The sequence below is a fragment of the Ruegeria sp. BE3 genome, from assembly GCF_056538865.1.
In genome coordinates this window covers 234944-257779 of sequence record NZ_JBQFTW010000004.1, presented here as the reverse complement: position 1 = coordinate 257779, position 22836 = coordinate 234944, and the positions used below count along the sequence as shown (strand labels likewise).

At 59.2% G+C, this 22836-nt stretch carries 17 protein-coding genes and 1 tRNA gene; 7 read left to right on the top strand and 11 right to left on the bottom strand.

Annotated features, from left to right (window positions below):
* Positions 1 to 44: 44 nt before the first annotated feature.
* The 3 genes from bhcC to bhcA are packed head-to-tail and all read right to left on the bottom strand — an operon-like array spanning position 45 to position 3392.
* Positions 45 to 1208 (bottom strand): 3-hydroxy-D-aspartate aldolase BhcC, encoded by a 1164-nt coding sequence (bhcC, locus tag ACR0AZ_RS12625; RefSeq protein ID WP_480667576.1) that lies wholly within the window; start codon positions 1206 to 1208, stop codon positions 45 to 47.
* 11 nt (positions 1209 to 1219) lie between these two features.
* The gene (gene bhcB, locus ACR0AZ_RS12620; RefSeq protein ID WP_480667575.1) at positions 1220 to 2191 is read right to left on the bottom strand and encodes a beta-hydroxyaspartate dehydratase BhcB; all 972 of its coding nucleotides are present in this window, start codon (positions 2189 to 2191) and stop codon (positions 1220 to 1222) included.
* Positions 2192 to 2201: 10 nt separating this feature from the next.
* Complete coding sequence (gene bhcA / locus ACR0AZ_RS12615) at positions 2202 to 3392, bottom strand: L-aspartate--glyoxylate aminotransferase BhcA (protein ID WP_480470498.1); 1191 nt, start codon at positions 3390 to 3392, stop codon at positions 2202 to 2204.
* A 191-nt stretch (positions 3393 to 3583) separates the two neighbouring features.
* Between bhcA and ACR0AZ_RS12610 the strand changes: the two genes are divergently transcribed.
* Positions 3584 to 4402 carry an IclR family transcriptional regulator gene (locus ACR0AZ_RS12610; RefSeq protein WP_480470497.1) on the top strand — a complete coding sequence of 273 codons (819 nt, stop codon included), beginning with the start codon at positions 3584 to 3586 and terminating at the stop codon, positions 4400 to 4402.
* 6 nt (positions 4403 to 4408) lie between these two features.
* On the opposite strand, the gene ACR0AZ_RS12605 is transcribed toward ACR0AZ_RS12610, so the two are convergent.
* Together ACR0AZ_RS12605 and putA are read right to left on the bottom strand one after the other, a co-directional pair.
* Complete coding sequence (locus ACR0AZ_RS12605) at positions 4409 to 5152, bottom strand: rhomboid family intramembrane serine protease (protein ID WP_480470496.1); 744 nt, start codon at positions 5150 to 5152, stop codon at positions 4409 to 4411.
* 42 nt (positions 5153 to 5194) lie between these two features.
* On the bottom strand, positions 5195 to 8593 hold the full coding sequence (gene putA, locus ACR0AZ_RS12600; protein WP_480667574.1) for a bifunctional proline dehydrogenase/L-glutamate gamma-semialdehyde dehydrogenase PutA: 3399 nt from the start codon (positions 8591 to 8593) through the stop codon (positions 5195 to 5197).
* 103 nt (positions 8594 to 8696) lie between these two features.
* Between putA and ACR0AZ_RS12595 the strand changes: the two genes are divergently transcribed.
* Both ACR0AZ_RS12595 and ACR0AZ_RS12590 read left to right on the top strand, forming a co-directional pair.
* Positions 8697 to 9182, top strand: a complete 486-nt coding sequence (locus ACR0AZ_RS12595; protein WP_480658421.1) for an Lrp/AsnC family transcriptional regulator — start codon at positions 8697 to 8699, stop codon at positions 9180 to 9182.
* Positions 9183 to 9213: 31 nt separating this feature from the next.
* Positions 9214 to 9774, top strand: a complete 561-nt coding sequence (locus ACR0AZ_RS12590; protein ID WP_480667573.1) for a tetratricopeptide repeat protein — start codon at positions 9214 to 9216, stop codon at positions 9772 to 9774.
* A gap of 158 nt (positions 9775 to 9932) precedes the next feature.
* On the opposite strand, the gene ACR0AZ_RS12585 is transcribed toward ACR0AZ_RS12590, so the two are convergent.
* Positions 9933 to 11576, bottom strand: a complete 1644-nt coding sequence (locus ACR0AZ_RS12585) for a hypothetical protein (protein WP_480470492.1) — start codon at positions 11574 to 11576, stop codon at positions 9933 to 9935.
* A 188-nt stretch (positions 11577 to 11764) separates the two neighbouring features.
* Here ACR0AZ_RS12585 and ACR0AZ_RS12580 point away from each other — a divergent pair.
* The 4 genes from ACR0AZ_RS12580 (at position 11765) to ACR0AZ_RS12565 (ending at position 16787) form a co-directional block, all read left to right on the top strand.
* Positions 11765 to 11838: transfer RNA gene (locus tag ACR0AZ_RS12580), tRNA-Gly, on the top strand.
* Positions 11839 to 11978: 140 nt separating this feature from the next.
* A complete protein-coding gene (locus ACR0AZ_RS12575; RefSeq protein ID WP_480667572.1) occupies positions 11979 to 13799 on the top strand; it encodes an ABC transporter transmembrane domain-containing protein in 1821 nt (606 codons plus the stop codon).
* A 159-nt stretch (positions 13800 to 13958) separates the two neighbouring features.
* Positions 13959 to 15848: an acyl-CoA synthetase gene (locus ACR0AZ_RS12570; RefSeq protein WP_480470490.1), complete on the top strand. Its 1890-nt coding sequence runs from the start codon at positions 13959 to 13961 to the stop codon at positions 15846 to 15848.
* A 15-nt stretch (positions 15849 to 15863) separates the two neighbouring features.
* A complete protein-coding gene (locus tag ACR0AZ_RS12565) occupies positions 15864 to 16787 on the top strand; it encodes an alpha/beta hydrolase (RefSeq protein ID WP_480667571.1) in 924 nt (307 codons plus the stop codon).
* A 3-nt stretch (positions 16788 to 16790) separates the two neighbouring features.
* Here the strand turns inward: ACR0AZ_RS12565 and ACR0AZ_RS12560 are convergent, their stop codons facing one another.
* The 5 genes from ACR0AZ_RS12560 to ACR0AZ_RS12540 all read right to left on the bottom strand — a co-directional run bounded on the left by ACR0AZ_RS12560 (position 16791) and on the right by ACR0AZ_RS12540 (position 22809).
* Positions 16791 to 17627 carry an alkaline phosphatase family protein gene (locus tag ACR0AZ_RS12560; protein ID WP_480658415.1) on the bottom strand — a complete coding sequence of 279 codons (837 nt, stop codon included), beginning with the start codon at positions 17625 to 17627 and terminating at the stop codon, positions 16791 to 16793.
* 149 nt (positions 17628 to 17776) lie between these two features.
* Entirely contained in the window at positions 17777 to 19414 is a 1638-nt protein-coding gene (locus ACR0AZ_RS12555) for an ABC transporter ATP-binding protein (RefSeq protein ID WP_480470487.1), read from the bottom strand.
* Complete coding sequence (locus ACR0AZ_RS12550; protein ID WP_480667570.1) at positions 19411 to 20268, bottom strand: ABC transporter permease; 858 nt, start codon at positions 20266 to 20268, stop codon at positions 19411 to 19413. The genes ACR0AZ_RS12555 and ACR0AZ_RS12550 overlap by 4 nt, the downstream gene beginning before the upstream one ends.
* Complete coding sequence (locus ACR0AZ_RS12545; protein ID WP_480470485.1) at positions 20265 to 21221, bottom strand: ABC transporter permease; 957 nt, start codon at positions 21219 to 21221, stop codon at positions 20265 to 20267. The genes ACR0AZ_RS12550 and ACR0AZ_RS12545 overlap by 4 nt, the downstream gene beginning before the upstream one ends.
* Position 21222: 1 nt before the next feature.
* Positions 21223 to 22809 (bottom strand): ABC transporter substrate-binding protein, encoded by a 1587-nt coding sequence (locus ACR0AZ_RS12540; RefSeq protein ID WP_480470484.1) that lies wholly within the window; start codon positions 22807 to 22809, stop codon positions 21223 to 21225.
* Between the last annotated feature and the right edge of the window lie 27 nt (positions 22810 to 22836).

Here is a 22836-nt window from a genome sequence, read left to right as displayed (position 1 = left end):
GGGGCGGCACCGACGCGCCGCCCTTTGCTGCTTTTATCGGCAGATCAATAAGCCTTGCCGCGGGCCGACACCGGCCAAAGCGCCTCGACCTTGCCGCTCCGCACGCCCACATACCAGTCATGGACATTGCAGGTCGGGTCGCAGTGACCGGGCACCAGCCGCAGTTTGTCGTTGACCTTCAGCACGCCATCCGGGTCACCGATCACGCCGTGTTCGTCTGAACACTTGAGGTATTCCACGTCTTCGCGCCCATAGATGAAGGGCAGGCCGCTATCGACAGACTGCGCCTTCAGGCCTGCATCGCAAATCGCTTTGTCTGCCTTGGCGTGGCTCATCACACTGGTCAGGATGAACAGCGCGTTCTCCCATTCGCCCTGATCGATCCGTTCGCCGTTCTCGTCGAGAATGCGACCATAATCCGCATCCATGAAAGCGTAAGAACCGCATTGCAACTCGTTGTAGACGCCCGAATTGCTTTCGAAATAATACGATCCGGTTCCGCCCCCCGAAACCAGTTCGCATTCGATCCCTTCGGCCTTCAGCCCGTCGACCGCGTCTTTGACCATTGCAATGGCTATATCCAGCTTTTCCTTACGAGCCTCATAGGTGTCGAGGTGCTGCATCGCACCCTGATACGCCTGAATGCCGGTGAATTTCAGGTTTGGCGCGGCCTGTGTGGCCTTGGCGATTTCAATCACGGCGGGGGTTGTGGTGACACCACAGCGGCCCGCGCCGCAGTCGATTTCGACAAAGACTTCCAATTCAGTGCCATGCTTAGCGGCTGCAGCAGACAGGTCAGCAACATTTTCCACATCGTCGACGCAGACAATCGTGCGAGCGCCAAGCTGGGGCAGACGCGCCAAACGGTCGATCTTGGCCGGATCGCGCACCTGGTTCGACACCAGAACGTCTTTGATACCTCCGCGTGCGAACACCTCGGCCTCGGATACCTTTTGACAGCAGACACCAACCGCACCGCCGAGTTGCTCCTGCAGTTTCGCAACGTCTACCGATTTGTGCATCTTGCCGTGCACCCGGTGCCGCATACTATGCGCCTTGGCGTAGTCGCCCATCTTCTTGATGTTCCGCTCCAGCGCGTCCAGATCGAGGATCAGGCAAGGCGTCTGGATTTCCGACTCATCCATGCCAATCGCGGCAGGGATGTCATAGCCAACTTCGAGTTGATCGATATTCATGGGTTTGTTCATCCTGTTTCTCCTTACCCTGTCAGCCAGGGCAGTTTATCCAGATCCACGTTGCCGCCGGTGATGATCACGCCGACGCGCTTGCCTCGGAAGGTGTCGGGGTTTTTGAGGATCGTAGCCAGTGGCACTGCCGAGGAGGGCTCCATCACCACCCGGAGGTATTTCCAGGTCAGTTTCATGGCCTCAATGATCTCAGCATCGGAGGCGGTAAAAATGTCGGTCACATTGTTGGATACAAAGTGCCAGGTGTTTTCCTTGAGCGGTACCAGCAGCCCGTCGGCGATTGTTTTGGGCGCGTCATCCGCGATGATGTGCCCCGCCTTGAAAGAGCGATAGGCATCGTCTGCCTGCTCGGGCTCAGCCGCGTAGATCGCCGTGTCCGGCGCAAGGTTCGAGACCGTCAGACAGGTGCCCGAAACCATGCCGCCGCCGCCAATTGGGGCGATCACGGCGTCCACGCCATCGGTTTGCTCCAGCATCTCAGCCGAGCAGGTGGCCTGACCGGCGATGACGCGTGGATCGTTGTAAGGGTGCACGAACTCTCCACCCGTCCGCGCCTGTACCTCAGCAAACGTCGCTTCTCGGGAGGAGGTGGAGGGCTCACATTCGGTGATCGTACCACCATAGCGGCGCACGGCGTCCTTCTTGGCTTGCGGTGCGGTGCGCGGCATGACCACGTTGCAGGGGATGCTGCGTCGACCAGCGGCATAGGACAACGACAGAGCGTGGTTGCCGCTAGAATGCGTGCAGACGCCTTTTGCGGCCATATCGTCACTCAGGTCAAACACGGCATTGCAGGCCCCCCGCACCTTGAACGCGCCCGCTTCCTGAAAGTTCTCGCATTTGAAGAACAGCTGGGCGCCGGTCAGGTCATTCAAATAGTCCGAGGTTATGATGGGCGTGCGGCGAATATAGGGTCTGATCCGGTCATGCGCGGCGCGCATGTCGTCGATGGTCAGATCGGCCGCCGGGATATGGTCCAACATCGTTTCCTCCTCAGGCTGCGGCTTTGGCGTGGCCCGTCGGACCGGTGCGATAATAGTCCTGCGCCGCGGCCACGCCGCTGCCCAGTTCGATCGGATAGTTCAGATCCGCCATCGCCATCTCGATTGCACCCAGACCGGACAGCACCATCACATCCGTTAGACTGCCCAGATGGCCGATGCGGAAGGCTTTGCCGTTCAACTCGCCCAGACCGATGCCAAAGGACACGCCATAGGTGTTGAACGCATGATCGGTCAACACGTTGCTGTCATAGCCTTCGGGCACATAAATCGCGCTGACAGTGTCCGAGTAGAGATCGGGCGACTGCGCGACCAGTTTCAACCCCCAGGCATCGACCGCGCGGCGGACGCCCTCGGCAAGTCTGTGGTGGCGGGCATAGACGTTTTCCAACCCTTCTTCGAACAGCATCTTCAGGCTTTCGCGCATGCCATAGATCAGCTGCAGCGGCGGCGTATAGGGAAATCCGCCCGACGCATTCGCGGCCATCATGTCGCGGAAATCGAAGAAAGTGCGGGGCAGTTTGGCGGTTTCCATCGCGTCCAGAGCCTTGGGGCTGACGCACAGGATCGCCATGCCCGTGGCCAGCATGAACCCTTTTTGCGAGCCAGAGACGGCGATGTCCACGCCCCAGCGGTCAAACTCAAACGGCATCGAGGCCAGAGAGCTGACGCAATCGACGAACATCATCGCCGGGTGGTCGGCCGCATCCATCGCTTTGCGCACCGCTTCGATGTCCGAGCGCACGCCGGTTGCCGTTTCGTTATGGGTGACCAGAACGGTCTTGATCTGATGCGATGTATCCGCTGCAAGCGCGGCCTCGAACTGATCGGCGGGTGCGCCGGTACCCCAGGGGCATTCGATGACCCGAACGTCCAGACCATGCCGCTGACACAGGTCGATCCAACGATGGCTGAACACGCCGTAACGTGCCACCAATACCGTGTCGCCGGGGCTGAGGGTGTTGGTGATCGCAGCCTCCCAGCCACCGGTGCCGCTGGCGGGGAAGGTGACGATCTCGCCATCGCTTGTGCCGAACACTTTCTTGGTATCCTCAAGCACCGGTGCAAATGTCTCGACAAAGTCCGGCGCGCGGTGGTCCTGAGTTTGCACCTGCATCGCAAGCCGCAGGCGATCAGGGATATTGGTCGGTCCGGGAATGAAGACCGGGTTCTGGTTTGACATGGCTCTTGTCCTTTGCTCTCGAACCAAGTGTCACCCGTGTTTCGCTTTTTTGCAATTTTCTTGAAAAATATTTTCATTATAGATAGATAAATGGCAAGCAACTGAAATGTAATAGGTTTCAGTTTCTCGAAATTGCGCTCGATAGACCGTTGGAAACGACCGCGTCCAAAAGATCGGAGAGATCAGCCGGAATGGAATCGCAGAAAAGACCTCGTGGCAGGCCGAAATCACTGTTCAAGGAAAGCTCGGCGGGAACCATGCAATCGCTCGACCGCGCGTTGGGCGTTCTTACTACGGTGGCGCGGCTCGAACGTTCGGCGCTCAGCGATCTTGCGCGTGAAGTGGAAGTTCCGACCGCGACCACCCATCGTATCCTTGTGACCCTGCAGAAACATGGGTTCGTCACCTTCGATGAAGAACGCCAGGAGTGGATGATCGGGATAGAGGCTTATCGCACCGGAGCTTCGTTCCTACGCCGCAACAGCGTACTTGAGATTGGCAGGCCGATCCTGCGGCGTTTGATGCAGGAAAGTGGTGAAACGGCCAATCTGGCCGTGCCGGATGGCGGACAGGTTGTGTTCGTTGGGCAGGTCGAGACTCAGAACCCGATCCGGGCGTTTTTTCCGCCCGGCGCGCGGACGCCCATGTATGCCTCGGGCACGGGCAAGGCGATTTTGGCCGCGATGCGCGAAGAGCGATTAAGCAAATTGTTGGAGGCCAGCGCGCATATATCTTTTACAGCGAACACGAGGCTCCCTGATACAGGTCTGATGGAGGATCTGGCCCTGACCCGGCAACGCGGTTGGTCCCATGATCATGAAGAGCGCTATGAAGGTATGTCCTGCATCGGCGCGGCCATTTTTGATGATCGAGGTGAACCTTGCGGGGGTATCTCGGTTTCTGGACCGACCGTGCGGTTCAGCAAGGCGCGTGCGCCGGAGCTGGGAGCGCTGGTCACCCATGCGGCAGAAGAGATCACGCGGCTCAGCGGTGGACGGTTGCCAGAGTAAACAGCGCTATTTGCGCGGCACTTTTGGGATACGCGATTGCGATAACTTGTACTCGTGTTCGGGGTGCGGTGGGTGGCCGTGTGTCCGACTCCAGAACTCGGTTCCGCCGCGCCTGAGCCAGAGCGGGACGCAGAGCACCAGCCCGACAAAGAACCCTCCGGTATGCGCCCAATAGGCGACGCCGCCTTCATCCGGATTGCTGGACAGGCTGCCGAAGAATTGCAGACCCAGCCAAACGCCCAGCATCACAAAGGCAGGGATCGTGAAGACGCGGAAATAGACGATCAGAATCAGCAGGATATCCACTCGGGCTTTTGGGAACAAAAGCAGATATCCCCCCATCACCCCAGCAATTGCTCCGGATGCGCCGATGGTCGGAACCACCGAATCCGGGGCTGAAATCACGTGGATCAGGCCCGCCCCGATTCCCGCCAACAGATAGAATGCGAGAAACAGGAAGTGCCCCATTTCATCTTCGAGATTGTCGCCGAATATCCATAGAAACAGCATGTTTCCGGCCAGATGCATCCAGCCCCCATGCAGGAACATCGAGCTCACAAGCGTTTCCAGCGCGATACCGTCCGAGATGCGCGCCGGAATGACGGCATAGTCGAAATAAAACCGGTTGATCAGCCGCGCATCCTCCATGATCCCCACATAGCTGAGGAAGATCAGGATGTTGGCAGCCATCAGGGCGTAGACGACAAACGGAGTACGCCCCGAAGGGTTATGGTCACGGATCGGAAACATGGCGCGACGCTGGGCTTTTCGTCGCCCAGCGTCAAGGTCCGGTTATGCCGCACCTCCCAAAAGGGCGGCGTTGCCTCCGGCGGCAGTGGTATCGACGCAGACATGGCGTTCTCCCAACACGCGCGCGCGATCGGGCTGGCCGGGGATCAGAGCAATGATCGGGCCATCCCGCCGGGCCAGGTGCTGCTCGATCTGACGGGCGGTATCTTCGTCGCCCCACCACAGAACGCCCGAGAATCCGGCCAGGTTTTCAAGCCGGTGCAGATCCAGTGCCCCGGTCATCCGGATTGCCGTCCCACCCTGAGCTTTCACTGCATCGACCTGTGCTTGCGCGGCCTCAGGTCCAGGTCCCATGCACAATAGCGGTGGCCGTGCATATTCTGTCAGACGGTTCGATTCGCCAGTGGGGCCGGGCAGCGATTGGGTGCGGGGCGGGGCTGGCTGACCTTCGGGGGCGCCCAGCTCTGCCGCGCTTTCCCAGCTTGCTGAACTTGCCTGCCGATCCGGGGCACAGAACCGCGCCATATAGTTCGGGCCACCCGCTTTGGGGCCTGTGCCTGATAGGCCCTCGCCTCCGAAGGGTTGCGAGCCCACGATCGCGCCGATCTGGTTGCGGTTGACATAGATGTTGCCGGCATGGATCGCCTCGGTCACATGCTGCACCCGGTCATCGATCCGTGTGTGCAGACCGAATGTCAGGCCGTAACCTGTGGCGTTGATATCCGCGATTACCTTATCGATATCCTGTGCTTTGAACCGGGCGACATGCAGAATCGGGCCGAACACCTCGCGCTGCAGCGCTGCGATGCCAGGGATTTCGATCAGAGTTGGCGCGATAAACGTGCCTTCGGGTGGGGTGGAGAGTTCTTTCAGAACACGTCCCTCAGCGCGGGCTTTGGCCACGTGATCCGCGATGGTCTGCCGGGCCTGCTCGTCAATCACCGGACCGCAATCGGTTGAGATCAGCCACGGGTCGCCGACCTGCAAAGCATCCATTGCGCCCTGAAGCATGGTCAGAACATCATCGGCGATGTCTTCTTGCAGATAGAGGCAGCGCAGGGCTGAACACCTTTGACCTGCCGACTGGAATGCACTTTCGATGATCGACTGCACGGCCTGTTCGGGCAGGGCGGTGCTGTCCACGATCATGGCGTTCAGACCACCGGTTTCGGCGATCAAAGGCGTGCCCGGTCGCATATGCTGCGCCATGGCGATCCGAATTTTCAGCGCGGTCGCGGTCGATCCGGTAAAGGCCACGCCTGAGACCCGTTCGTCAGATGTCAGGGCCGCACCCACTTTCGGCCCACCCGGCAGCAGCTGCAAAGCATCGCGCGGAACGCCTGCCTCGTGCATCAATTGAATGGCACGGTGCGCGATCAGCGGCGTTTGCGGGGCAGGGGCTGCCAGCACGGCGTTCCCGGTAGCCAGCGCCGCCGAAATCTGCCCGGTGAAAATTGCTAAGGGGAAGTTCCACGGGCTGATACAGGTGAAAATCCCTGCAGGTTTGGCTGCAGGAATGTTGGCGGCGTAGTAGCGCAGGAAATCGACCGCTTCGCGTAGTTCGGCCACCGCATCGGGCACGGATTTTCCGGCTTCGCGGGCGAGTAGGGCAAACAGCTCTCCAAAATGCGCCTCATAGAGATCGGCAGCCTTGTTGAGCGCGGCAGCGCGCGTCTCAGCCGAGGCCTGCCACGGGCACGCGCTTGCCAGCGCCAGTTCCACGTCTGTCGTGCTGGCGGCGGCGACAGAACCGGGGCGATCTTGCGGCTGCGCCGGGTTTATGACGGGTGTGTCCGCCTCAGGCTGTGCGTCATCCGACAGCAAAGGTCGAGCGTACCAGTGATGGGCGCGGTAAGCATCGCGCGCGATATCGATTTGATCCAGGGTCGGCGTATGATGCAGATCGAACCCTTTGGAATTGGGGCGCTCCGGCGCGAACAGCTCGGGTCCGGTCGGTAGCGGCTTGGCAGGTGTTTGAACCGCCAGAAACGGGTCGGTTGCAACGATTTCCGGGGCGACATCCTCATCAACGATCTGGTTCACGAAGGATGAGTTCGCACCGTTCTCCAGCAAACGCCGCACCAGATAGGCCAGTAGATCCCGATGCGCCCCGACAGGGGCATAGATGCGGCAGCGCGAATTCTGCTTGTCACGCACGATCTGATGCAAGGTTTCGCCCATCCCATGCAGGCGCTGGAACTCGAACGGCTGGTCGTCGGCCATATGCAGGATCGCGCTGACCGTGTGGGCGTTATGGGTGGCGAATTGCGGATAGATGCGGTCGGTCATACCCAACAGCTTGCGGGCATTGGCGATATAGGACACGTCGGTCGCCGCCTTCTGGGTGAAGACTGGAAAGCCATCGACGCCCTCAACTTGTGCACGCTTGATTTCGGTATCCCAATACGCGCCCTTGACCAGCCGCACCATCAGCTTGCGGTTATGTCGCTCCGCCATCTCGTAGAGCGTGTCCAGCACCAATCCGGCGCGCGGGCCATAGGCCTGCACAACAATGCCGAACCCATCCCAGCCTGCCAGCGCGGGTTCGGCCATGACCTCTTCGATGACCTGCAGCGACAGGGACAGCCGGTCGGCCTCTTCGGCGTCGACGTTCAGACCCATGCCTGCGGCCTTGGCCAACAGCGCCAGCGCCCGCAGTCGAGGCACCAGTTCGTCCATCACCCGCCGTTCCTGCGCCAGCTCATAGCGGGCGTGCAGCGCGGACAGCTTGACCGAGATGCCGGGGTTCTCGCGGATGTCCTTGTGGATACAAGCCTCGGCAATGGCGGCGATGGCACGCGAATAGGACAGGTGGTAGCGGGCGGCATCGGCCTCGGTCCGCGCAGCCTCACCCAACATGTCGTAGGAGTAGGTGTAACCCTTGTCCTCCATCCCCTTGGCGCGCTTCATCGCGGATTGAATGGTTTCGCCCAGAACGAACTGACGCCCCATCTCTTTCATCGCGCGGCCCACTGCGGTACGGATCACCGGTTCACCCAAGCGCTTGATTGCACCGCGCAAGGCACCGACCGGCGAGGATTTGTCTTCGTCCAGGACCCGTCCGGTCAGCATCAGCGCCCATGTCGAGGCGTTCACCAGCGACGAGGATGATTGACCCAGATGCTTGCCCCAATCGGAGGGCGCGATCTTGTCTTCGATCAATGCATCGATGGTATCGGCATCCGGCACCCGCAATAGCGCCTCGGCCAGACACATCAGGGCCACGCCTTCGTCGGTGGACAGGCCATATTCCGCCAGAAACACCTCCATCATACCGGGGGAGGTGCTGGACCGGATATCGCGCACCAATTGCGCCGCGGCATTACAGATCGACGTTCGGTCGGGCTGTGACAGCGCGGCCTGAGTGATCAGGGCATCCAGAACAGCGGTCTGGTCGGCATAGGTTTGTGTATCGATTTTGGTGCGCAGGATATGTGACATGTGTACTCCGGGGCTTTTGCCTAATATATCGATGAAACAGCAGGCAAATGGACTGAATTTTCAGATTGAGCGGTCGAATAGACCGAAATCGGAGGTGTATCTGATGCAAAACGATTTATCCGACCTTGACCGGTTTGATCGGGCAATCCTGACCGCGTTGGCCGAAGATGGGCGGATCTCGGTAACGGACCTGGCGCGCAGGATCGGTCTGTCAAAATCGCCAACGCAGGCGCGGCTCAAGCGACTTGAGGCCGATGGGATCATCACGGGCTATCGCGCCATGCTCGATCCGATCCGTCTGGGGCTGGATCATGTCGCCTTTGTCGAGGTGCGCCTGGCCGACACCCGCGAAAAGGCTCTGGCCGAGTTCAACGCGGCGGTGCGCAAGGTGGCCGAGATTGAACAGGCCCATATGATCGCGTCGAACTTCGACTATCTGCTCAAGATACGCACCCGTTCAATGACGGAATACCGCACGGTTCTGGCCGAAAAAATCTCATCCCTGCCGCATGTTGCCAACACATCCACTTTCGTGGCGATGGAGGCGGTGAAAGAGACCGGGCTGCTGAACCCGCTAAAAAACGGTTGACGTATAGGCCGACGGGATCAGGTTAGAGAGGATGAAGCACACACTTGCACTTGTATTTCTCGCTACCTCTGCTGCGCAAGCCGCTGCTGACTGCCCCGTCGCGCCGGATCATACCTCCGGGATCGACGCGCTGATCGCGCAAGCCCAAGGCGCGGTGACCGAGCGCGAGGCACGGGGCATTTCAGGCCAGATGTGGCAGCTTTGGACCGATGCGCCGGATGTCCGTGCGCAAACCCTATTGGACCGCGGAATGTCTTTGCGCGAGGCATGGGATTTGGCGGGCGCGCTGACCGAGTTTGACGCTTTGGTCGCTTATTGCCCCGATTATGCCGAAGGCTATAACCAGCGGGCGTTTGTCAATTACCTCCAGCAAAACTATGGCGCGGCCCTCATTGATTTGGACCACGCGATAGCACTATCTCCGAACCATGTTGCTGCGCTGAGCGGGCGAGCATTGTCGTTGTTGGGGTTAAAACGCCTCGACGAAGCACGTGAGGCGCTGAATCACGCCCTTGAGTTGAACCCGTGGCTGTCCGAACGTGCTTTGCTCGCACCAGGTGGACTGCTTGATCCGCCGGGTGAAGATATCTGAGCCAAACGTCCCCGGTGCCGGTGCTAAGAGGCGGATGCTCGCCGTTCAACTAACCGATGAGCTCGCAATGGTGGTTTCTGCTTCGGCTGCCGCGAATGCAGAGCTTAGTACGACCGGCTGCAGCAGCAGGACCCTAGCGTTTCCGAACTAAAAACGACCTAGGCGGCTTTTGCTTTGCTGCGGCAATAGCAGGACGCATGTACCGGTATAGTTGCGCGGGCCGAGGCCTGATCCAGCAGCAGTTTGATATGCCGCGCTTCGGTTTCTTCTCGGCGCCGGACCAGACATTCGTGCAAGCCGTGCAGACTCCAAATATTGCGAGGGTGCTGACAGGCGCGGGCTAGTGTGTCGTCAAGGCCCAGATCGGCACGATAGACGGCCTCGGCCTCTTCGTATTGGCCAGCCTCCATCAACAATGCCCCCAATGCGTGACGGGTGGGCTGCATCCAGCCCCAGGGCTCGTCATAGACCAAGGCATCATCCAGTTCGACAGACCGGCGCAGATACGCCAAGCCACCTTCGTGATCGCCGGATTTGAACGCAATCTCTCCATCCATCATGGCCTCGCCGATCATCAAGACATCCTCTGCGGTGTTATTGAAGACCAGACGGCTTTCCGGCACGGCTTCGCGTGCCTGAACCGCAAGTGCGCGCGCTTCCTGCGCGGCATCCAATTGCCCGAGATTGGCCAAAGCTACGGCGCGCGCCTGATGGATCGCGGCTGTGGTGTAGCTGTACAACTCAGCATCCCCCGGCAGTGGCTCGTCCAGAATTTCCTGCCACATGCCAAAGCGGACCATAACGTGGATCTTCTTGCCGTAGAAAGATTCGAACAGGTCCGGGAAAAAGCGGATCACGTTGTCGGGCAGCATCCGCATCAGTTCCTCAGATGCAGCCAGCGCTTTTTCGGGTTGTCCAAGGAACATTGCGCCATAGGCTTCGAAATGCACGTTGTGGACGCGGTAAACCGTATAGAAGTTCTCACCCCCCGCCATCGCTTCGTATTTCTGGTCGACGGCGGCGGCGCGATGATTGCGCCAGACGACATTCTGATACTCGCCGCAGAGAACGTCGATATGCGTGGCCATATGCACCAGATGTCCGCTGTCGGGCACCAGATCGACCAGCCGGTCGCCATGTTGCAGGGCCTTCTCGGGTGTGGGCGACATCTCCATCAGGTGGATATACATATGAAGCAGGCCGGGGTGGTCCCACGCGCCCGGCAACGTGTCAAAGGCGCGTTCCAGCACCGTTTGCGCTTCGGTGGTTGATGCACCTTCAGCGGGCACCCCGTTCTTCAGATCCCAAAGCGTCCAAGGGGTGCGATTCATTAGCGCCTCGGCGAAGATCGAGGAGACCTCAAGGTCGTCCGGATATGCGGCATAGACTTGGCGCATCGAATCCGAGAACGCGTCATTCCATGGCCCGTAATCCTCAATCGTGGGATCTGTTGGAAATCGGTGGGCGATGGCCTCGATCAGCGCGGCTTCGACCGGGCTAACCCGCTCGCGCAGCGCCATCGCTGCGTCGATCGCCTGATGTGCTCGTTCCAGCGTGGCCACTTTTTCATCGGGCTCAAAAAACTCCCAAGGTTTATTGTAGTTGGGGCCGATTGCATAAGCGACGCCCCAATGTGCCATGCCGCAGTCCGGATCCTGAGCTATGGCCTGCTCAAAACAGTGCGCTGCCGCTTCATGATTATACCCAAACAACCAGATCAGCCCCTGATCGAACAGGCGCTGCGCATCTTGAGATCCAGTGGTAATCCTGCGTTGGTAGGTGCCAAGGTCAAAATCGGTCATTTGGAATATCCCCCATGGTGTACATGCGCAGACGCTCAGCAGTGCGCTGTGTCGCGGATTTCCACACAATATCACATTTCTGTGATCAATGCCGGAGCGAGATAAGCCGAGGATGGCAAAACCAAACAAATAGGTGATTTCGCTTCTTGACGCCCGGGGGCGCATGGACTACTCAGCCCAGACGCTGAGCGGGTATAGCTTAATGGTAAAGCCCCTGCCTTCCAAGCAGGCTATGTCGGTTCGATTCCGTCTACCCGCTCCAGTTCAGCCCCTCCGCCGAATGCGTCAAAAGGCCCGGATCGTGTCCGATTTGCGCCCAATGCTTGACCCCATCGGCCTCTGCCGCCAAGAAGCGTTGAAACGCGCCAGATAACGGCGATGACCAGAAGACAAGGGCCAGACATGGCAAGAACACGCTCAGCCAGTCCAGCGAATGCACAGGCGCCCGGTGCGCATGAAGAGCGGGCCGGGTCGAAGAAGATCGGCGTATTGCGGTCGCTGTGGCCTTTCATGCTGCCGTATCGCTTGTTGATGATCGGTGCGACTTTGGCGCTGATCCTGACTGCCAGCATGACATTAATGCTGCCTTTGGCTGTGCGCCGTGTGGTTGATAATTTCCGTATTGAAGATGGCGAGCTTCTGGATTGGTATTTTCTGGCCGCTCTGGTCATTGCTGGTATCCTCGCCATAGGCACGGGTATTCGATATGCGCTGGTGACCCGACTGGGTGAGCGCGTGGTGGCCGATATCCGAAAGGCTGTATTCGACCGCGTGATCGGGATGAGTCCCGAATTTTACGAACGCATCATGACCGGAGAAGTCCTGAGCCGGATCACCACCGATACAACGCTAATCCAGTCGGTGCTGGGCTCGTCGGTGTCGATTGCCCTGCGTAATCTGCTGATGTTCGTAGGCGGATTGGTTTTGATGTTGCTGACTTCGGCCAAGCTGACTGGGATGGTTCTGCTGCTTATTCCGTTGGTCGTCGTGCCGATTCTGGTGCTGGGTCGCCGGTTGCGGGTGATCAGTCGCGAAAACCAGGATTGGATTGCGGCGTCATCGGGAAACGCGGGCGAGGCGTTGGGAGCGGTGCAGACCGTGCAAGCCTTTACCCATGAACAGGCCAGCCGGGCGCAGTTCGGTGAGATGACAGAAACTTCGTACGAAGTTTCTCTGCGCCGAATCCAGACCCGTGCGATTCTGACGGTCATCGTTATCTTCCTCGTTTTCTCGGGCATCGTCGGCGTGTTGTGGATGGGCGCGAATGACGTGCGTAACGGGGTGATGACCGAGGGCGTGCTGATCCAGTTCGTGATCTATTCGATCATCATGGCAGGTTCGGTTGCTGCATTGTCGGAAATCTGGAGCGAACTGCAGCGCGCAGCGGGCGCAACCGAGCGGCTGGTCGAGCTGCTGAACGCTGAGGATACAGTCAATGATCCGCTGCAGGCTAGAGCTCTGCCTGCGCCAGTCCGGGGCGAGATTCACTTTGACGATGTGACTTTCCGCTATCCCGCCCGCCCGGATGTCGTCGCATTGGATCATTTGTCGCTGCAGATCAAACCCGGGGAAACGGTGGCTTTTGTCGGCCCGTCTGGTGCGGGCAAGACGACCGTGATCCAGATGATCCAGCGGTTCTACGATCCGGATGCCGGGCAGGTCAGCCTCGACGGGTGCGATCTGCGCGACCTCAATCGTGACGACTTCCGTCAGCACATCGCGCTGGTGCCACAAGACCCGGTGATCTTCGCCGCCTCGGCACGCGAGAATATCCGCTTCGGCCGCCTTGATGCGACGGATGCCGAAGTTGAGGCCGCCGCCCGCGCTGCTGCCGCGCATGACTTCATCTCGGCTCTGCCCGAAGGGTATGACAGCTTCGTGGGTGAGCGCGGCGTAATGCTTTCAGGTGGTCAGAAACAGCGTATCGCCATCGCGCGCGCCATCCTCCGCGATGCGCCGGTGCTGCTGTTGGACGAGGCGACCTCGGCGCTGGATGCGGAAAGCGAACGCGCGGTGCAAGGCGCAGTTGATAATATGAGGGCAGGGCGTACCACGCTGATCGTGGCGCACCGGCTGGCGACCGTGAAGAAGGCTGATCGTATTGTCGTGCTTGAGGCGGGACAGATCGTAGCGCAGGGCACGCATGATGATCTGGTGGCGCAGGACGGCTTGTATGCCCGTCTGGCGCGTTTGCAGTTCACCGACGGAGTGGCCGCAGAATAAAGTGACGCTCCGGCACATCTTGTTTCGCCGTAGCGTCATTCTACATTTTCCCGAACCTGATCGCTAAGCCCTTGCTTGCGCATGCGGTGTTTTGCTTCCATCTTGGAGGCACAAACAAACCCGTGCGCGACACGGGAGACAGATCAGGGGAGGAGCCACATGGCCTTTGTGGGATTGGAAGACAAGGCGCGCATCGAGCAGGAGATGGCGTGGGAAGACCGGGATGTGCCCGTCACCTTCCATCAGCTGTTGTCGCGGACGGCGGGCAAGTTCCCGAACCACAAGGCGATCAGCTTTCAATTGCTATCCGGCCCGACTGACAAGGCAGAGACGCTGACATGGTCGGAGCTGCTGGGCAAAGTCAATCAGGCAGCCAACCTGTTCCGCTCGCTAGGCATCGGCGAAAAGGACGTGGTGGCTTATGTACTGCCCAACTGTAACGAGACGCTGGTTACCATGATGGGTGGCGCGGTTGCAGGGATCGTGAACCCGATCAACCCTCTGCTTGAACCCGAACAGATTGCCGCGATCCTGCGTGAGACCAAGGCGAAGGTCGTGGTCACGCTGAAATCCTTCCCCAAAACCGATGTGGCCCAGAAGGTGGAAGAGGCCGTGCGCCACGCGCCGGGGGTCAACACGATCCTCGAGATTGACCTGAACCGCTATCTGACGCCGCCCAAATCCTGGCTCGTGCCGTTCCTGCGCCCCAAGATGGGCGACAAGGAAAAACTGGCCCATGCGGATTACAAGAACTTCAATGCCGAGTTGAACAAGCAGCCGAAAACGCTGAATTTTGAGGACAGTCAGGAAGACCGCGTCGCCTGTTATTTCCACACCGGCGGCACAACGGGCATGCCAAAGGTAGCACAACACAAATACTCTGGCCTGATCTACAATGGCTGGTTGGGCAACACGCTGCTGTTTGACGAAAACGACGTCATCATGTGCCCGCTGCCGATGTTCCATGTCTTTGCGGTGCATGTGATTGTGATGGCAGCTGTGTCCTCGGGGGCGCATGTGATTTTCCCAACGCCCGCTGGCTATCGCGGGGACGGCGTGTTCGACAATTTCTGGAAGCTGATCGAACGCTGGAAGGTCTCGTTCATCATCACCGTGCCAACCGCAATCTCGGCCAAGATGCAGCGCCCGGTTGATGCTGATATTTCAAGCGTGAAAACCGCCTTTTCAGGCTCAGCCCCGTTGCCCGTCGAACTGTTCCGCCGCTTCGAAGAAGCGACAGGCGTCACCATCGTCGAAGGTTACGGCCTGACCGAGGCAACCTGTCTGGTGTCGTGCAACCCTGTGGATGGCGAGAAGAAGATCGGCTCGATCGGTATTCCGTTCCCCTATACGGATGTCAAAATCCTGCAGGACGGACCGGATGGCCCTAAAGAATGCGGCGCAGATCAGATCGGTGAAATCTGCATTTCGAACCCCGGCGTCTACGCGGGCAACACCTATACCGAGACAGACAAGAACACGAACCTCTATCATTTCGACAAATACCTGCGCACAGGCGATTTGGGACGGTTTGATGAGGATGGTTATCTCTGGATCACCGGGCGCGCCAAAGACCTGATCATCCGGGGCGGTCACAATATTGATCCTGCCGAGATCGAAGAGGCCCTGCTTGGCCACGAAGCCGTCGCCTTTGCCGGGGCCATCGGCCAGCCGGATGCGCATTCGGGTGAGGTGCCTTGTGCGTTTGTGGAGCTGGTCGAGGGTGCCTCAGTTACCGAAAAAGAGCTGATGGAGTATTGCAAGGTCCACGTCCACGAACGCGCGGCGCAGCCCAAGCATATGACCATTCTGGATGAGCTTCCAAAAACCGCGGTCGGCAAGGTGTTCAAACCGGATCTGCGCAAACAGGCCATCACCCGCATCTACAATGGTGCCCTAGAAACTGCAGGTGTCGCGGCGCGCGTTGTGTCCGTAATCGATGACAAGAAACGCGGGCTTGTCGCACAGCTTGACGCGAACGGGTCTTCCGAGGACGATGTGGCCAAGGTGCTGGGGGCATTCACCCGGCCGTGGGAGTGGTCTGAGTAAGCCGCGGGAGGGACAATGGACTATGAACGCCTGATCGACGAAGAAACCTGGGCGTTCATACGTCGCACGGCCGAAAGCTATCCTGATGACGCGGTCGATATGTCCATCGAAGATCAGCGTCGCGTTTATGATGCGATGTGTCAGGAGTTTCGTCAGCCTCGTCCATCGGGTGTTGAAGTAGAAGACCGTGACGCGGATGGTGTTGCGGTTCGCCTCTATACTGCGGGTGATCCGACCCGAAGCGTTGTGTATTTTCATGGCGGGGGGTTCGTCGTCGGCGGTTTGGACAGCCACGACGATGTCTGCGCCGAGATTTGTGTGCAGACCGGATACCGCGTCGTGTCGGTCGACTACCGGCTGTGTCCGGAACATGCGCACCCCGCCCAGTTTCAGGACAGCTGGACTGCAACCTGCTGGGTTGCCCGGGAATTCGGCGATCCCATCGTATTGGCCGGGGACAGCGCGGGCGGCAATCTTGCCGCAACTGTTGCACATCATGGCCGGGGGCGGTTGGAGAATGTGCTCGGGCAGGTTCTGATCTACCCGGGGCTGGGCGGGGATCCCTCGTATGGCTCATATATCGAACACGCTAACGCCCCGATGCTTACGCGCGATGATGTCCTATTCTACCAATCGATCCGCTGTGCGGGCGACGTGCCGGATAATGACCCAACATTTGCGCCTTTGCAGGATCGCGATTTCTCGAACCTCCCGCCTACGGTTGTGGTGACAGCCGATTGTGATCCGTTACGCGATGACGGGCCTGCCTATTGCGAGCGCATCACAGCCGCCGGTGGGCATGCGCATTGCGTCAATGAACCCGGGCTGATCCACGGCTATTTACGCGCCCGAAGCACGGTAAAGCGTGCCGCCGACAGCTTTGAACGAATATCGGTCGCCATCGAGGCGCTGGGGCAGGGGATCTGGTCCTACGATTGAAGCCTAGATCAGGAAAGGTTCGGCTTTCATCGTGTCTGCCACGGGCGCGCCCATCCGGGTCAGGATGGTCGGTGCCAGCTGTAGCTGATCGATCACCGTAGCGGCCTCAGGACCTCCGGCGTCACCGAAGTAATATAAGGCTGTCTCCTGTTGCAGCGGACTGCGCCCGCCGTGGTGGCCGCGCTCATCCTGGCCGTGGTCAGCTGTAACGATGACCTCGTACCCCAGTTGCCGCCAGCGGGGGATGAAAGGGGCGAGCATTTCGTCCGCGACAAAACAGGCGTGATCCATCTCGGGGCAGTCGTGGAAGAAACGGTGGCCCATGCTGTCCAGCGTGCAGGTGTGCAGAATGCCGTAGTCCAGCCCGAAGCGCAGGCACAGGTTGGTGAGCGAAGCGAACAGATCCACATCGCATGGTGTCATCTGGTTGGCTTTGCCATAGCCGGTCATGGTGTGGAACCGGCCATGGTTGATGGTCTTGCTGTCCGGCTCGTCATATTCCACGTCGCGAACGTAATCGAACGGGTGGCGATTGAAGAACTGCGACCAATAGCTGTGGGTGACGGCGCCTGTCACTCCCCCGACCTCACGCACCTGGCTGAACACATCCTTATAGCTCAGACGGAAAACGTTGCCATTGCCGGTACAACCATGCTCTTGCGGTGTCACGCCGGTGTGGATCGACGCATAGCAACTGGCCGAGGTGGAGGGCAGGACGGCGCGCAGCTTCCACACGCGGGCTTCACCGGTGTCGACCCAGCCTTCGAGGTTGCCAAAGAGGCGGCGGAAATTGCGCCATGGGACGCCGTCGAGGATGATCAAAAGCAGTTTGCGGTCCATGTTTCAGCCTTCTTTTTGCTCTTTCCAGTGACCCTATTGGATTCGCGATTCCAAGGGCGTCCGTTCGCGCCCCCAATAGCAAAATCCCGACACCTGTCATCGGACAAGATGTCGGGATTATGAGATTTCATGGAACTGTTACGATGTGATCAGTTGCCGGCGCTCTCCATCTTGCGATGCGCGACAACCTCTTCCAGCCAACCCAGATGCATTTCTGGCACCGAGCTGAGCAGAAGGTCGGTATAATCATCGAACGGCGGGCTGAGCACCTGGCTTTTCGAGCCGTAGCGCGCGACGCGTCCCTGATACATCACCGCAATACTGTCGCTGATCGCACGCACCGTCGCCAGATCGTGAGTGATGAACAGATAGGCCACATCCTCGATCTTCTGCAGGTCCAGCAGCAGTTTCAGGATGCCATCCGCCACCAGTGGATCGAGCGCCGAGGTGACTTCATCGCAGATGATCATCTTCGGTTTGGCCGCCAGCGACCGCGCGATGCAGACACGCTGTTTCTGACCACCCGACAGCTCCGCCGGATACCGATCGATGAACTTTTCGCCCAGTTCGATTTCATCCAGCAGTTCGATGATCCGCTTGCGTTTCTCGGCCCCGCGCATGTTGAAGTAGAACTCCAACGGGCGACCGATGATAGTCCCGACGGTTTGGCGCGGATTCATCGCGACGTCAGCCATTTGGTAGATCATCTGCAATTCACGCAGGTCCTCGCGAGAGCGGCCAGCCAGATCAGGGCTGAGCTTGCGCCCTGCAAAGGTGATCTCTCCATCACGCGGCGGCAGCAGGCCAGTAATCACCCGCGCCAGTGTGGACTTACCTGAGCCGGATTCGCCCACGACCGCCAAAGTCTGCCCCGGATGAAGCTCAACATTGACGTTGTGCAGGACGTCGAAATTCAGACCCTTGTAGCGCGCAGTGATACCCTCGACGGTCAGCACAGGTTCTGGCGTGGGTTTCTTTTCTTCGTGCTCGATGGACCGGACCGAGACCAACGCCTGAGTGTATTCCTCCTGCGGGTTGTTGATGATCTGATCGGTTGTGCCGTATTCAACGGTATTACCCATCTTCAGAACCATGATGTCATCGCTTACCTGCGCAACAACAGCAAGGTCGTGGGTGATATAGAGAGCGGCGACACCGGTATCCGCAATGGCCTCTTTGATGGCCATCAGAACGTCGATCTGCGTGGTTACGTCCAGCGCTGTGGTGGGCTCGTCGAACACCACCAGATCCGGTTCCGGACATAGGGCAAGTGCAGTCATGCAGCGTTGCAGCTGGCCGCCCGAGACCTGGTGCGGATAGCGATTGCCGATATTGTCGGGGTCAGGCAGACCCAGCTTGGCAAACAGCTCGCGCGCGCGGGCCTCGGCCTCTTTGCGGGTGAACTTCTTCTGTTCGACCGCGGCCTCGACCACCTGATCCATGATCTTCTTGGCCGGATTGAACGACGCCGCAGCGGATTGGGACACATAGGTGACCTCACCCCCGCGCAGTTTGCGGATATCACGCAAGGATGTCTTGAGGATATCGCGCCCGTTGACCCAAACCTCGCCACCGGTGATTTTCACACCTCCGCGGCCATAGGCCATCGAGGCCAGACCGATGGTAGACTTGCCCGCCCCGGATTCACCGATCAGCCCCAGCACCTTGCCGCGCTCAAGGTCAAAGCTGACCCCGTGCACGATTTCGATGTCATGGGGTTTCTCACCCGGCGGATAGACGGTCGCGCCGATTTTGAGGTCGCGGACCTTGAGAAGGGTATCACTCATCCCCGGCCTCCTTTCAGCGATGTGGTACGGTTCAGAACCCAGTCAGCCACAAGATTGACCGAGATTGCCAACGTCGCGATGGCGACAGCGGGCAGCAGGGCGGCGGGAATGCCGTAGACGATGCCTTCCTTGTTCTCTTTCACGATGCCACCCCAGTCAGCCTCGGGCGGTTGCACGCCGAGACCCAGGAATGACAGAGTCGAGACGAACAGCACGGCGAAGATGAAGCGCAGGCCCATCTCGGCCACCAGCGGTGACAGCGCGTTGGGTAGGATTTCGCGGAAGATGATCCAGGCGATCTTTTCGCCCCGCAGACGCGCGGCTTCGACATAGTCCATGACGGTGATGTCGACGGCAACAGCACGGGCCAGACGATAGACACGGGTCGAATCCAGCAGACCCATGACGACGATCAGGATCGGGACGGTCACCGGCATCACCGAGAGGACCACGAGGGCGAAGATCAGTGTCGGGATCGACATGATCAGATCGACAAAGCGCGACAGCACCTGATCGACCCAGCCGCCCATCACCGCCGCAAAGAAGCCCAGGACCGAACCGGTCACGAAGGACAGTATCGTTGCAGCCGTCGCGATGAAGATGGTGGTACGCCCGCCATAGATCATCCGGCTCAGCAGATCGCGGCCGATATTGTCGGTGCCCAGCCAGAAACTCGACTCGGTGAAACCTTCGGGAGCGATCCCAAGCATGATCTCGATCTTCGAGGGTTCCCACACACCGCCGACAATTTCAGCCATGCCGTAAGGCGCGATGAGCGGCGCGAACAGCGCCACGAGAAAGTAGAGGGCCGTCAGGAACAGCCCGATCAGTGCAGAAATAGGGATGTTCTTCATTTCGGATGCCTCAGACGCGGGTTGGCCAGGATCGAGACGATGTCTGCAATCATGTTGAGGCCGATATAGACGGCGGCGAAGATCAGACCGCAGGCCTGTACCACCGGAACGTCACGTTTCGCCACGTGGTCAACAAGGTACTGTCCCATGCCGGGATAGACGAACACCACCTCGATCACCACGACGCCGACCACCAGATAGGCCAGGTTCAGCATCACCACGTTGACGATCGGAGCGATGGCGTTCGGGAAGGCGTGGCGCGCGATAACCTGAAACCCGGTCAATCCCTTGAGCTCGGCCGTCTCGATATAGGCCGATTGCATCACGTTCAGAATTGCCGCGCGGGTCATGCGCATCATATGTGCCAGTACCACAAGCGTCAGAACCATCACGGGCAATGCAATCGCCTGAAGCTTCTGCAGCAGGCTCATGTGGTCACCGATCATCGCAACGGATGGGAACCAGCCCAGCTTCACCGCGACGAAATACATCAGCAGATAACCGATCAGGAATTCCGGGATCGAGATTGATGCCAGCGTAACGGCCGAGATCAGCTTGTCGGGCCAGCGGTCCTTATAGCGCACCGCGATCAGACCCAGAAGGATTGCCAGAGGTACCGAAATCAGGGCGGCCCAAAAGGCAAGAAACAGAGTGTTGGACATGCGTTGACCGATACTCTCGGCAATGTCACGACCATTGGTCAGCGCAGTACCTAAATCACCCTGCAACGCGGCAAATAGCCAGTCGAAATAGCGGGTGATGGCGGGTTCATTCAATCCCAGCTCTTCGCGCAGGTTGGCGAGGGCTTCGGGCGTAGCGGACTGACCGAGGATGGATTGGGCCACGTCACCGGGCAGGATGAGCGTGCCCACGAAAATCAGCACAGATACAGCTAATAGCAGCAAAAGGCCCAGCGCAATGCGCTGGACCACAAGTTTCATCGCGATTCCCATATCAGGCAGCAACCCACATGGTCATCGGAGCGTAGAAGTTGTTCAGATCGAATCCGTTCTCGGAATCGATCCAGCCATCCACGTCCGAAGTCGTCGCGTCGATGAACTGGTTGAACATCGGACAGATCAGGCCGCCTTCATCACGCAGAATGGTGGACATGTCGGCATACATCTGGATCCGCTTTGTTTCGTCCAGCTCGCCGCGGGCTGCGAACAACAGCTGGTCGAACTGTTCGTTATTGAACCGCGTGTCATTCCAGTCGGCGGTCGACAGATAAGCGGTTGAGAACATGAAATCCTGCGTCGAGCGACCACCCCAGTAGCTGGTGCAGAAAGGCTGTTTGTTCCAGACCTCAGACCAATAGCCGTCATTGGGCTCGCGCTTAATCTCGATATTGATACCGGCAGCGCCACAGGATTGCTGGAACAGAGCTGCTGCGTCTGGCGCACCCGGGAACGAGTTGTCAGATGTGCGTAGCAATACCGCTCCGTCAAAGCCTGACTGCTCCAGATGGAACTTGGCCTTGTCCGGATCGTATTCGCGCTGCTCCAACTCGGTAAACAGCGGGTATGAGCTGTTGATTGGTGTGTCGTTGCCAATCGAGCCAAAGCCGAACAGGATTTTATCGACCATTTCTTGGCGGTTGATGCCGTACTTCAGCGCCATCCGCAGGTCTTTGTTGTCGAAGGGGGCGGTGTTGGCGTGCATGATGAACACATAGTGCCCCGGACCAGACGTAGTGCGCAGGTTGATGTTTGGCGCGCGGCCAACCAAGTTTGCCGTGCGCGGCGGTACGCGGTTGATCATATGCACCTGACCCGACTGCAGCGCCGCGACACGCGCGGTGTCGTCGTTGATGACGATCAGTTCGATCGTGTCGGCATGGCCAACATTATCATCCCAGTAGTCGGGGTTCTTTTCACCAACGAAGCGCACGCCGGGTTCGACATCGCTCAGGACATAGGGACCGGTTCCGATTGCCGCGGTTGGATCGTCTTTACCACCATTGGGTTGAATGAGCAGGTGATAGTCGGTCAGCAGATAGGGCAGGTCGGCGTTGGGTTTGTCCAATTCGACAATGAATTTATCACCCTCGACGCTCATGGCCTTGATGCCGCGCAGCAGTCCAAGCGCACCTGACTGCGATTCTTCGCCGGCGTGGCGCTCCATTGTGGCCAGCACGTCGTCGGCGGTCATGGTCTTACCGTTCGAGAAGTTCACACCCGAGCGGATCTTGAAGGTCCAGACGCGTGCATCGGCGGACGCCTCGAAGCTTTCGGCCAGACGCGGCCACAGACCGCCTTTGGGGTCCAGTTCCAGCAGCGGTTCGCCCCACAGACGCAGAACCTGCGTTGCGGTCGCGTTTGCGGCCAGCGCCGGATCGAGGCTGTCAGAGGAGCCGCCGCCCTGAATACCAACGCGGATGGTACCGCCTTTGACCGGTCCTGCCGCCCGTGCCGCGGTTGCGAATACGCTGCCCGCCATTGCGACGGATACACCCAGAGCAGCTGCCCGGCCCATGAATTCACGGCGCGACATCCTGCCTGCCGCCACGAGTTTAGACATGTGAGTGAGTTGATCGTTCATCCAGAAATCTCCCAATTGGTTGGATGG

What these genes read in the sequence shown, in the direction of transcription:
- bhcC (WP_480667576.1), bottom strand. Translation starts at nt 1,208, where the DNA reads ATGAACAAACCCATGAATATCGATCAACTCGAAGTTGGCTATGACATC.
- bhcB (WP_480667575.1), bottom strand. Translation starts at nt 2,191, where the DNA reads ATGTTGGACCATATCCCGGCGGCCGATCTGACCATCGACGACATGCGC.
- bhcA (WP_480470498.1), bottom strand. Translation starts at nt 3,392, where the DNA reads ATGTCAAACCAGAACCCGGTCTTCATTCCCGGACCGACCAATATCCCT.
- ACR0AZ_RS12610 (WP_480470497.1), top strand. Translation starts at nt 3,584, where the DNA reads ATGGAATCGCAGAAAAGACCTCGTGGCAGGCCGAAATCACTGTTCAAG.
- ACR0AZ_RS12605 (WP_480470496.1), bottom strand. Translation starts at nt 5,152, where the DNA reads ATGTTTCCGATCCGTGACCATAACCCTTCGGGGCGTACTCCGTTTGTC.
- putA (WP_480667574.1), bottom strand. Translation starts at nt 8,593, where the DNA reads ATGTCACATATCCTGCGCACCAAAATCGATACACAAACCTATGCCGAC.
- ACR0AZ_RS12595 (WP_480658421.1), top strand. Translation starts at nt 8,697, where the DNA reads ATGCAAAACGATTTATCCGACCTTGACCGGTTTGATCGGGCAATCCTG.
- ACR0AZ_RS12590 (WP_480667573.1), top strand. Translation starts at nt 9,214, where the DNA reads ATGAAGCACACACTTGCACTTGTATTTCTCGCTACCTCTGCTGCGCAA.
- ACR0AZ_RS12585 (WP_480470492.1), bottom strand. Translation starts at nt 11,576, where the DNA reads ATGACCGATTTTGACCTTGGCACCTACCAACGCAGGATTACCACTGGA.
- ACR0AZ_RS12575 (WP_480667572.1), top strand. Translation starts at nt 11,979, where the DNA reads ATGGCAAGAACACGCTCAGCCAGTCCAGCGAATGCACAGGCGCCCGGT.
- ACR0AZ_RS12570 (WP_480470490.1), top strand. Translation starts at nt 13,959, where the DNA reads ATGGCCTTTGTGGGATTGGAAGACAAGGCGCGCATCGAGCAGGAGATG.
- ACR0AZ_RS12565 (WP_480667571.1), top strand. Translation starts at nt 15,864, where the DNA reads ATGGACTATGAACGCCTGATCGACGAAGAAACCTGGGCGTTCATACGT.
- ACR0AZ_RS12560 (WP_480658415.1), bottom strand. Translation starts at nt 17,627, where the DNA reads ATGGACCGCAAACTGCTTTTGATCATCCTCGACGGCGTCCCATGGCGC.
- ACR0AZ_RS12555 (WP_480470487.1), bottom strand. Translation starts at nt 19,414, where the DNA reads ATGAGTGATACCCTTCTCAAGGTCCGCGACCTCAAAATCGGCGCGACC.
- ACR0AZ_RS12550 (WP_480667570.1), bottom strand. Translation starts at nt 20,268, where the DNA reads ATGAAGAACATCCCTATTTCTGCACTGATCGGGCTGTTCCTGACGGCC.
- ACR0AZ_RS12545 (WP_480470485.1), bottom strand. Translation starts at nt 21,221, where the DNA reads ATGGGAATCGCGATGAAACTTGTGGTCCAGCGCATTGCGCTGGGCCTT.
- ACR0AZ_RS12540 (WP_480470484.1), bottom strand. Translation starts at nt 22,809, where the DNA reads ATGAACGATCAACTCACTCACATGTCTAAACTCGTGGCGGCAGGCAGG.